The organism is Paenibacillus sp. MDV22-iso6, from assembly GCF_058408365.1.
This window is the reverse complement of the sequence record NZ_JBZVDZ010000004.1, coordinates 128,413-138,789: the sequence shown is the minus strand read 5'-3', so window position 1 is coordinate 138,789 and position 10,377 is coordinate 128,413. Positions and strand designations below refer to the sequence as shown.

General features: G+C 50.2%; 9 protein-coding genes. All 9 read left to right on the top strand.

From position 1 onward, the window contains the following. Nucleotides 1–53 precede the first annotated feature (53 nt). The 9 genes from AC4PM4_RS12695 (at nucleotide 54) to AC4PM4_RS12655 (ending at nucleotide 10,252) form a co-directional block, all read left to right on the top strand. Complete coding sequence (locus AC4PM4_RS12695; RefSeq protein ID WP_090998077.1) at nucleotides 54–1,238, top strand: exonuclease SbcCD subunit D; 1,185 nt, start codon at nucleotides 54–56, stop codon at nucleotides 1,236–1,238. Beyond that, nucleotides 1,235–4,654, top strand: coding sequence for an SbcC/MukB-like Walker B domain-containing protein (locus AC4PM4_RS12690; RefSeq protein ID WP_491613725.1), 3,420 nt, complete (start codon nucleotides 1,235–1,237; stop codon nucleotides 4,652–4,654). The genes AC4PM4_RS12695 and AC4PM4_RS12690 overlap by 4 nt, the downstream gene beginning before the upstream one ends. Before the next feature lie 423 nt (nucleotides 4,655–5,077). Further along, complete coding sequence (locus AC4PM4_RS12685; protein ID WP_063567035.1) at nucleotides 5,078–5,416, top strand: hypothetical protein; 339 nt, start codon at nucleotides 5,078–5,080, stop codon at nucleotides 5,414–5,416. Between the two features lie 203 nt (nucleotides 5,417–5,619). Continuing rightward, nucleotides 5,620–5,979 (top strand): histidine triad nucleotide-binding protein, encoded by a 360-nt coding sequence (locus tag AC4PM4_RS12680; RefSeq protein WP_024628477.1) that lies wholly within the window; start codon nucleotides 5,620–5,622, stop codon nucleotides 5,977–5,979. 189 nt (nucleotides 5,980–6,168) lie between these two features. Continuing rightward, entirely contained in the window at nucleotides 6,169–6,342 is a 174-nt protein-coding gene (gene rpsU / locus AC4PM4_RS12675) for a 30S ribosomal protein S21 (protein ID WP_005547957.1), read from the top strand. A gap of 15 nt (nucleotides 6,343–6,357) precedes the next feature. After that, the gene (locus AC4PM4_RS12670) at nucleotides 6,358–6,801 is read left to right on the top strand and encodes a GatB/YqeY domain-containing protein (RefSeq protein ID WP_053781272.1); all 444 of its coding nucleotides are present in this window, start codon (nucleotides 6,358–6,360) and stop codon (nucleotides 6,799–6,801) included. A 336-nt stretch (nucleotides 6,802–7,137) separates the two neighbouring features. Then, complete coding sequence (locus AC4PM4_RS12665; RefSeq protein WP_090810045.1) at nucleotides 7,138–8,460, top strand: NfeD family protein; 1,323 nt, start codon at nucleotides 7,138–7,140, stop codon at nucleotides 8,458–8,460. Between the two features lie 162 nt (nucleotides 8,461–8,622). After that, on the top strand, nucleotides 8,623–9,633 hold the full coding sequence (floA, locus tag AC4PM4_RS12660; RefSeq protein ID WP_162493573.1) for a flotillin-like protein FloA: 1,011 nt from the start codon (nucleotides 8,623–8,625) through the stop codon (nucleotides 9,631–9,633). A 13-nt stretch (nucleotides 9,634–9,646) separates the two neighbouring features. Further along, entirely contained in the window at nucleotides 9,647–10,252 is a 606-nt protein-coding gene (locus AC4PM4_RS12655) for a YqfB family membrane protein (RefSeq protein ID WP_491613724.1), read from the top strand. The last annotated feature ends 125 nt before the right edge of the window (nucleotides 10,253–10,377 follow it).

Here is a 10,377-nt window from a genome sequence, read left to right as displayed (position 1 = left end):
CCGGATGGAATTTGTATCATTGGATTTTGCATGAGAGAGGGGTTGAACGGACGATGCGTATTTTGCACACAGGGGACTGGCATCTGGGGAAAACGCTGGAGGGACGGAGCCGGCTGCGAGAGCAGGAGGATTTTGTGGATGAGCTTGTTAGACTCGCGGATGAGCAGCAGGCAGATGCCATATTGATGGCTGGTGACGTGTATGATTCTGTAAATCCGCCTGCATCGGCGGAACAGCTTTTTTATGAGGCTGCGGCGCGTCTGACGGAACAAGGGAGACCTCTTGTGGTGATCGCGGGAAACCATGATCAGCCGGAGCGAGTGGCTTCGGTAACCCCGCTTGTGAACAGACAGGGAATTACACTTGTAGGTATGCCTACTTCAGAAGCAGTTACGATCCATGCGAAGAGAACTGGGGAGACAGCGCAGATTGCTGCATTGCCATACCCCTCGGAAGCGCGACTGAATGAACTGCTGACAACGGATGGGGATGAGAATGTGCTTCGCCAGGCATACAGTCGCCGGGTTGGCATGTTAATGCAGCGTCTGGCTGCTTCTTTTCGTCCGGATACGGTGAATTTGGCAATGAGTCATATTTATGTTCTGGGCGGAGTGGAAAGTGATTCGGAACGTCCCATTCAGGTAGGCGGCGCCTATACGGTTGACCCTTCTGCATTGTCGACAGGTGCGCAATATACAGCACTGGGGCATCTCCATCGTGCGCAGGCAGTTAAAGGAGAAGGTGTGATTCGTTATAGTGGCTCTCCACTGGCCTACAGTTTCTCCGAAGCGGGGCAGAGTAAGTCCGTCACCATGGTTGATGTGGCACCAGGAGGCGCCGCAAACGTGGAAGAAGTGCTGTTGACCTCCGGACGTCCACTTGTACGCTGGAAGGCGCGTGGCGGTCTGGCTGAGGTTTATCGGTGGCTGGATGAAGGGCGTGATCCTCAGGCTTTTATTGATATGGAAGTATGGCTGGATGACGCCATGTCTCTGAAAGAAATTCAGCAGCTCCGTAAGTCGCATGACGGGATCATCCATATCCGTCCGGTGTATCCCGAGATGGCAGCCGCAGGGCTTTTGGAGCAACGATCCGAGCTTCCGGTACATGAGCTTTTCCGCAAATTTTATCAGCGTCAGACAGGTGGGGCATTACCTGAAGACAGTCTGGTTCAACTGTTCCTGGAACTCGTAGATGAGGACGAGCCAGGCGTGCGTGAGGAGGTCGAGGGAAATTGAAGCCGATTTTATTGAAAGTCGCAGGTCTGCAAAGTTATCGGGAGACTCAGGAGATTGATTTTACTGTATTGACGGAAACGGGACTGTTCGGTATTTTTGGTCCTACAGGCAGTGGGAAATCGTCTTTGCTCGACGCGATTACGCTGGCCATGTACGGAAAAGTGGAACGTGCTGTTAATGGTACCCAGGGAATCATGAACCACGCTGAGGATTCGTTGTCCGTTGCTTTTACATTTGAACTTGTATCGGCGGAAGGCACAAGAAGATTTCGGGTGGAACGACGCTTCAAACGAAACAATGAGGTATCGGTAAGCAACACAATAAGCAAATTCATTGAGACCGTCAACGGAGAGGAACAGGTGCTGGCTGATAAACTGGCAGACGTGAACCGATGCGTTGAAGATGTCATTGGGTTGAAAATGGATGATTTTACGCGGGCCGTTGTGCTTCCACAAGGGAAATTTGCTGAGTTTCTGTCACTGAAAGGCAGTGAACGACGCCAGATGCTGCAACGTTTATTCCATCTGGAGAAGTATGGAGATCAGCTTGCCATCAAGCTCAGCCGTCGGGTGAAGGACAATGATATGGTTCATCAGTCATTGGCCGCGGAGCAGCAGGGGCTTGGGAATGCCAGCAAAGAGACGTTGGCAGAAACGGAGCTTCTTCTTCAAGCTGCTGTGAAACAGTCTGAATTGTCACGCAAAACGCTTGATGAAGCGATGAAGGAAGCCGAGCAACTCGGTAAAGTCCGTGAGTTAAGCCATGAACGCCAGGTTCGTATGGAGGAACACGAAAAGCTGAAAGCACGTGCACCACAGATCGAAGCTGGGGAACAACGGCTGAAACTGGCCGGGGCGGCAGACGCGATACTGCCTTCATTGCAGACGATGCGTGACGCAGCAGCACAGCAGAAGTTACGTGAGGATGCAGCCGGGATTGCTCACCAGCAAGCGGTGGAACATGAACGGCTGTCTGTACTGGAAGCCGAGAAGGCCGAAACGGCCCGTGTACAGATGGCTGAGGAAGAACCCAAGCTGCTGCTTCGATTGGAACAGCTTGAACAGGCCAAGGAGTTGCAACGGGAACGGGATGGGCTACGAGAGGATCGTACCCGTCTTAAGCAGCTTTTGGACAAAGGACAGGCTGAACAGAGCGTCATCGGACAGCAGCTGGAGAAGGAAAAAGAACTACAGCAGCGTGGCCGCAAACGGCGGGAAGAATTACAGGAAAGTCTGAAGCCGAATGAAGTGAAGTCCGAAGAACGCAGACAGCTGCAGGCTGCACTGGAATTGAAGCATCGTTTGGATACTGCGACGGAGCAATTGCGCCAGAACAAGGCTGAGATGGAAGCCAATAAGCAGTCGGCTGAACAGGGGGCAGATCGGCTGAAGCTGGCTGCCCAGGAAGAGACCCGTCTGAGTGAACAGCGTCAGCATCTGATCGAACAGGCGGCAGTGGGCCTTGAGGCCTTGCTTGCCTGTGAGCAGGACATTGGCCGCGAACAGAGCCTGCTGGCCAGGGCGGAGGAGCAGCTGCGCGGAACAATGCGTGAGCAGGAGCTGCATAGGCTCTCCTCCGCCTTGCGCGCCGAGCTGCGCGACGGCGAGCCATGCCCGGTGTGCGGCTCCGCACACCACCCGCTCCCGGCTGCGCCGCCGGGAGAAGGTCCGCCCGCAGGCGATGCGGACCTGGAACTGCTGCGCAGCCTGCACGCGGAGCTGCAGGAGCTGCGCTTTGGGCTGCGCCAGCAGCTGCACGAACGTCGCAGCCTGCTGACGCAGCTTGGCGCTGCGGCCGGCGAAGCCCAGGCCACAGCCGAGGCCGCGCCTGCGGCTGCGAAGCCAGAGCCCGCCGGTTCGCCCGTACACGGGCGCTCCCCGGCGGACTGGGCGGAGCGTGCCGCCGCACTGCGCGAAGCCGCGCGGGCGCTGGCCGCTGACGCAGCGCCGCTGCAAGCGGAAGCCGCCGCGTTGCAGCAGGCGGCTGTAGGCGCGCAGCAGCGCCGCATGGAAGCGGCTGCTGCGCAGGAGGCAGGCCAAGCCGGACTCGCACAGGCGGAGCGCCGGTTGGCCGAGAGTGAGGCCGCCGCAGCCGCATTGCACGGCCGCTGGGCCGCGGAACTGCCCGGCATCGTTCAAGAGCAGGCCATGGCCCTTCACCAGGCGATGCAGGAGCGAGACGCGCGCGCAGAAGACATCAAGGAACGGCTGAACAAGAGCGTGACGTTCCTTGAAGAAAAGGAACAGTTGGTACAGTCCCTTCAGCAGAAGCTGGTTGAATTGGACAAACAGCTGATTCAATGGCAAACGGAATGGCAAGGCAATAGCAAACAGCTTGCCGAGAAGGAAGAACGTCTGCGTCAATGGGTTGGCGAGCAACGGGTCGAGGATTTGATTGCTGCGGCCCAGACTCGTCTGGATGGACTACGGAAAATTGCTGCCGATTCAGCACAGCGTTTCAAGGAAGCGGATGTGTTGAAACAGGAATCGGCCAAGAAGGATGTCATGGCTCAACAAGCAGCAGCCTCGGCAGCAGAGCATTTGCAGCAGGCACAGGAACGCTGGAAGCAATTGATGGAACAATCGCCATTTGATTCGGAGAATGCTGTTGTGGAGGCAGCCCTCCCTTCCCAAGAAGCGGAGCGTCTTGCCGCGGAAATTCAGCAGCATCGGGAGCGTGATCGTGAACTTATTTCTCAATTGCGTGAGCTGGAACAAAAATTGGGCGGAGTCGTTGTATCCGAGGAACAATGGTTGGCATGCTCAGAGCGACTGAAACTGTCTCGTGCAGAGGATGAAGCAGCTCTTAGAGCCAAGGCGCGTGCAGAGCGGGATCTGGAAGATGTGCAGCAGCGACACGTTCGCTGGACCGAGTTGGAGAACAAACGGGTAGAAGTGAGCAGACAAGGTGAGATGCTTAGCAAACTGCAAGCAGCTTTCAGAGGTAATGCATTTGTCGAGTATATTGCAGAAGAACAACTGATGCAGGTAAGTCAGGCTGCTTCACAGCGTCTGCGCTTCCTGACCAAACAACGTTATTCACTTGAGGTGGATTCAGGCGGGGGCTTTGTCATCTGTGACGATGCAAACGGTGGAGTTAAACGTCCGGTGTCCACCTTGTCTGGTGGAGAGACGTTCCTGACCTCATTGTCACTGGCCCTGGCTCTGTCTGCCCAGATTCAGCTGCGCGGTCAGTATCCGCTGCAATTCTTCTTCCTGGATGAAGGGTTTGGCACATTGGACCCTGAACTGCTGGATACCGTCATTACATCGTTAGAAAAATTGCATGATGACCGTCTTGCCGTCGGTATTATCAGCCACGTTCCGGAGCTGCGAGCACGCTTGCCACGCAAACTTGTAGTTATTCCAGCGGGCGAGGCCGGAGCTGGCTCTCGCGTAGTATTGGAAACATTATAGGAACTTGAACACAGAACACATACGAATGAATGACCCCAATTGGGATGCCCTCAGGAACAGGCCGTACAAGGTTGTTCCTGAGGGGGAAATCTCCTGATTGATTGAGTTTTGTTGGTTTGAATCTCATTTATATACTCGTTGTAACAGTTGAGTGAGATAGCTCACAGATACAGGTTCATCCTGTTGTTATACTACAGTTAAGCCGACAAACTTATGTTAAGCACCCCGGCGGACGTCTGATCAGGAATAATCCTGGTTAGACGTCCGCGACAGCAGACTTCCGCATGGAAACTGCAACGGGGTGCTTCTTTTTTTAATAGGCCCTTATCTTGAAACTCTTGTCATTCACAGTGTCATTTCGCCCAGATCTGAATACGATGAAAGGGTGATGAAGAGCAGAACAGATTCGGGAGGCGATCGAACGTGGAAAAGGTAGAAGCGAAGAAACTGTGTAAGGAACACATGCATCGCTATGTATGTATACAGATGCATGACGGTGCCCATTATGATGGCATTGTGGAAAATGTGGATGATGACATGATTTATTTGGCTGTTCCCGTGGGGCATGAAGCTGTGGTTAATCATGCAAACGCAAACTGGGGACCCAATATGATGCCAGTTACTTATCCCGCTCATGCACGGGGATTCTTCCCGGGCTATGGCTACCCATACCCTTATTATGGTTACGGTCGCAGACGGTTTAACAGGCTGGTCCTTCCGTTGGTCGGCCTGACTGCATTATCTTTGTTACCTTATTATTAATAGGGCCTTGAAAGCATTATCTTTTACCAATGAAAACTGAACCTTTCACATCTTCGGTGTATTCTTTGCACTTCACTGAGATGTGAGAGGTTCTTTTGTTGCTATTATTATTGAATTGAAACAGGTTAAATTGGACGTGAGTTTTCAGTTCCGGTATGATAGTAGGGTATACATAATTTTTAATTCGAAGGAGGGTATGAACAATGGATTGCTTATTTTGCAAAATTGTAGAGGGCAGCATTCCCTCCAATAAGGTACTGGAGAATGACCATGTCATCGTCTTTCATGACATCCAGCCCGCTGCACCGACCCATGTACTCGTTATTCCCAAGAAACATATTGCTTCCATGAATGAAGTAACGGCGGAAGACTTGCCGTTGATCGGTGAGATTCATTTGGCTGCGCAGGAAGCGGCCAAGCGTCTCGGCGTGGAAGAAACAGGTTACCGACTGATTAATAACTGCGGCAAGGATGGAGAACAAACCGTTCATCATCTGCACTATCATTTGCTTGGTGGGACCCGACTTGGTGTGTTGACAAGTTTGTCAGACTCACACAAATAAACGATCCAAGTTACTTTAAATCAGGACTGATTCATATATGCATAAAAGGCATGAATATGGAGCTGAAGTTCACATAAAATAAATGATCATTACGTTAAGGTTGACACCTTTATTACCTTTCGCCTATAATGAAAGGTGATGAACCGTGTTATTGCTCTTGGACGGTCTGGTCGGAGGGAGGGAAAACTGGTGTCTGAAACTAAAGTTCGCAAAAACGAGACTATTGATGCTGCACTTCGTCGCTTTAAACGTTCCATCGCAAAAGATGGCGTATTGGCTGAGGTGAAGAAACGTAAGCATTATGAGAAGCCAAGCGTAAAGCGCAAGAAAAAGTCCGAGGCTGCTCGTAAGAGAAAGTTTTAGGAGGATTTTAACTACATGAATCTTAGCGAACGATTGAACGAAGATATGAAGCAAGCGATGAAGAGCAAGGACAAGTTCAAGCTCTCCAACATTCGGTTGATTCGTTCGACGATCAAGAATCTTGAAATAGATTTGAAAAGAGATTTGGATGATAACGAAGTGCTTGATATTCTGAGTCGTGAAATCAAACAGCGCAAAGATGCCCTCCAAGAATTTGACAAAGCGGGCCGTGAAGACCTCGCGGCAAATGCAAAAGCGGAAATTGAATTACTCAGTCAGTACCTTCCCGCACAGCTTACCGAAGAAGAAATTAAAGTTATTGTACAGCAGACCATCCAGGAAACCGGTGCTTCTTCGAAAGCCGAGATGGGGAAAGTCATGTCTGCCCTTATGCCGAAAGTCAAAGGCAAAGCGGATGGCAAACTGGTAAATCAAGCAGTTCAACAATTTCTGCAATAAAGCAAATCAATAAACACCTCCTGACTTGTCAGGGGGTGTTTTTTCCATTTTACATCATTGATACGGTACTCATTTCCCAGAAGAAATTTGAAACGTAATTAGTAATCGTTCATTTGTTCATGGAAATTCACAAATATTGCTTTTAAATGGATAATATATATGATTATGGATTTAAAATGTTGCAATTGCTTCCGGTTTCAAATATAAGTTTAAGATTTTGAAACGAAATGTTGCATTGTACGTAATAAATACCATAAGCTGGACAGTATAACATTAATGGAAAAGGGGGGACTATTTGTGAAGGGAAAGCGCCGGAAGAAGCTTACGGGGCCATTGATGCTCATGATGCTACTGACGCTGCTGCTTCCTGTCTGGATTGGATCACCGTCAGCGCATGCAGCTGAGAAAAGTGGCGCCGTATATATCATTCCGGTGGATAAACCAATCGAGCAGGGACTTGGCAAGTTTATGGAACGCGGGTTCAAAGAAGCAGAAGAGATGAATGCTGGCCTGATCGTTCTGGATATCAATACGCCGGGAGGGCGTGTCGACACGGCAGAAGAACTGGGTACATTAATTAAGGAAAGCCCAGTTGAAACCGTTGCATTTGTCCGTGGAGATGCTGCCTCGGCCGGAAGTTTTCTGGCCTTGAATGCAGATAAGATCGTAATGTCGCCAGGGAGTATGATTGGTGCGGCAGCGATGGTAGACAGCACGGGTAAACATGTTGATGATCCGAAGCTGGTTGCATTCTGGAAGAGCAAGATGCAGGGAGCGGCTGAGAAAAGTGGCCGTGACGGCAAAATTGCAGCCGGAATGACGGATGTTAACATGGTCGTGGAGATGCCTGAGATTAATAAAACTAAGCAAAAAGGTGAAATTATTGCTCTCTCGGCCGAAGAAGCGCTGAAAGTGGGCTATGCGGACCATATCAGCAACACGCCGGAAGAAGCTGCAGCTTGGCTTGGTTACAGTCAGGATGATGTGTTCACTGTTCAGAGAACAGCTGCAGAGAACATATCCACATTTCTCACCAATCCTGTCGTCATGACTGTATTGCTATTCCTCGGAATAGCTGGTGTGATCATTGAGTTAATTGTACCTGGGTTCGGAGTGCCTGGTATTGTTGGTATCGTGTGCTTTGTGCTTTATTTCTCAGGGAACTACATTGCCGGTTTTGCCGGAGCGGAGACATGGGTGTTATTCACTGTCGGACTCATCATGATGATCCTCGAGATGTTTATCCCGAGCTTCGGTATTCTGGGGATTTTGGGATCGATTGCGCTTGTCGCTGGTGTCGTGCGAGCTGCCTATGATACAAGTGATGCATTTATATCGTTAGGTATTGCTTTTGGAGCCGCGCTGGTAGTCATTGCAATCGTTGTTATTCTGTTTAAGGATCGAGGCATATGGAATCGATTCATATTAAGTGACAGGCTGTCTGCTGATCAAGGATACTCTTCGGCGACAGAACGCAAAGAGTTGATCGGTTTGCAGGGCATCAGTTTGACTCCACTTCGTCCCTCGGGAACAGCGATACTTAACGGAGAGCGTGTCGATGTGGTGTCGGATGGAGATTTCATTCCGATTGATACACCAATTATTGTGATCAAAGCGGAAGGTACCCGGATTGTGGTTCAACAAGCATTACCGGTGTAACCCGCTCTGTTGCCGGAGTTGATTAAAGCTTCGGCAATGTACATAACCATTCTACGGAGGCTGCTAGTCGAGTGGTGTAAATCAATGCACAGCAGCAAAGTTCCACACTGTTTTTATCATGTTTCTTACAAAAATTAAATTGCAAATGGAGGAATTTTGACTATGGAACCAACCTTGATTACGGTTTTGCTTATTGCGGTAGTTGCGATTATCGTATTGAGCGTATTCTTCAGCTTTTTCCCGGTTATGCTCTGGATCTCAGCCCTTGCATCGGGCGTACGCGTGGGGATTATCACGCTGGTAGCGATGAGACTAAGACGTGTAACACCTAGCAGGATCGTAAATCCACTGATTAAAGCAACCAAAGCTGGACTTCAATTGACAATGAATCAACTGGAGAGTCACTTCCTAGCCGGTGGTAACGTAGACCGAGTGGTCAACGCCCTGATTGCTGCACAACGTGCGAACATTCCACTCGAATTTGAACGTGCTGCTGCGATCGACCTTGCGGGTCGTGACGTATTGCAAGCCGTACAGATGAGTGTAAACCCACGTGTTATTGAAACGCCGATTGTTTCTGCGGTAGCCAAAGATGGTATCGAAGTTAAAGTAAGAGCGCGGGTTACGGTTCGTGCCAATATTGACCGCCTCGTCGGTGGTGCGGGTGAAGAGACGATTATTGCCCGTGTCGGTGAAGGTATCGTAAGTACAAACGGTTCCTCGAATTCCCATAAAGACGTCCTGGAAAATCCGGATCTGATCTCCCGTACCGTATTGTCCAAAGGGCTGGATGCAGGTACCGCTTTTGAAATCCTGTCTATTGATATCGCGGACGTGGATGTAGGTAAAAACATTGGTGCCTTCCTGCAAACGGAGCAGGCAGAGGCTGACAAACGTATTGCACAGGCAAAAGCGGAAGAGCGCCGCGCAATGGCCGTAGCCCAAGAACAAGAGATGAAAGCGCGCGTAGTGGAAATGAGAGCGCGTGTAGTTGAATCTGAATCCCAAGTACCTCTTGCTATGGCTGAAGCACTCCGTAGCGGTAAAATTGGTGTAATGGACTACATGAACCTGAAAAACATTGAAGCAGATACTCAAATGCGCAACACATTAGGAAAACCTGGTGAAAATACAAACTCCAACGATCACGGTGATTCCAAAAACGGAAGATAGGCGGTGAGTGCATATGGGCCTATTTGAATGGATTTTTAACAATCTGTATATTGTAGCAGTCATCGCTTTTGCACTCTTTTCCTTCCTTGGAAAAGCAGCCAAGTCGGCTGATCCGAACAAAAAGCGTGCAAATAACGGGATGCCTACGTTTGGAGGGAGTGGTGATTCGGACCGGAATGATCGCTCGCGGGGAAATACTGCACCGCAGCAGTCATCGGGTCCTTCAGATCCACGCTATGATGAGCAGTACGACGAGCGGTATGATGACGATCAGTACGATGATCGATATGATCAAACCTATTCGCAGCCGGCAACGACATCTGCCCGTCCGGTGAATGACGACTTTGGAGGACGGGGTTCTCTGGGTGGAATGGAAAACTCCCTCGAAGAACAAATGAAAGTGATGGAGCAACGACAACGTGAAATTCGGGAGCGACTCGATCGTATTTCTACTGCAAATACACCGGTTGTGTCTGACTCCAGTTGGGATGAAGTTCCATCCAACGAGTCTGGACCGTCCCAGCTTCGCCGGGAAGACATTCGTACTGGTGTGTTATGGGCAGAGGTTCTCGGTTCTCCGCGCTCTAAACAACCCTTTGGAACACGAGGCAAACTATAACTTCATATGGTTTTAAAAAGTGAAAAGCCGTCTCTGGTGAGCATAATCCCAGACGACGGCTTTTTTCTGTTTCGGCCTCTTTTTATTTTCACATCTAACACGGTCCGTAGTTTTCATAATTTCAA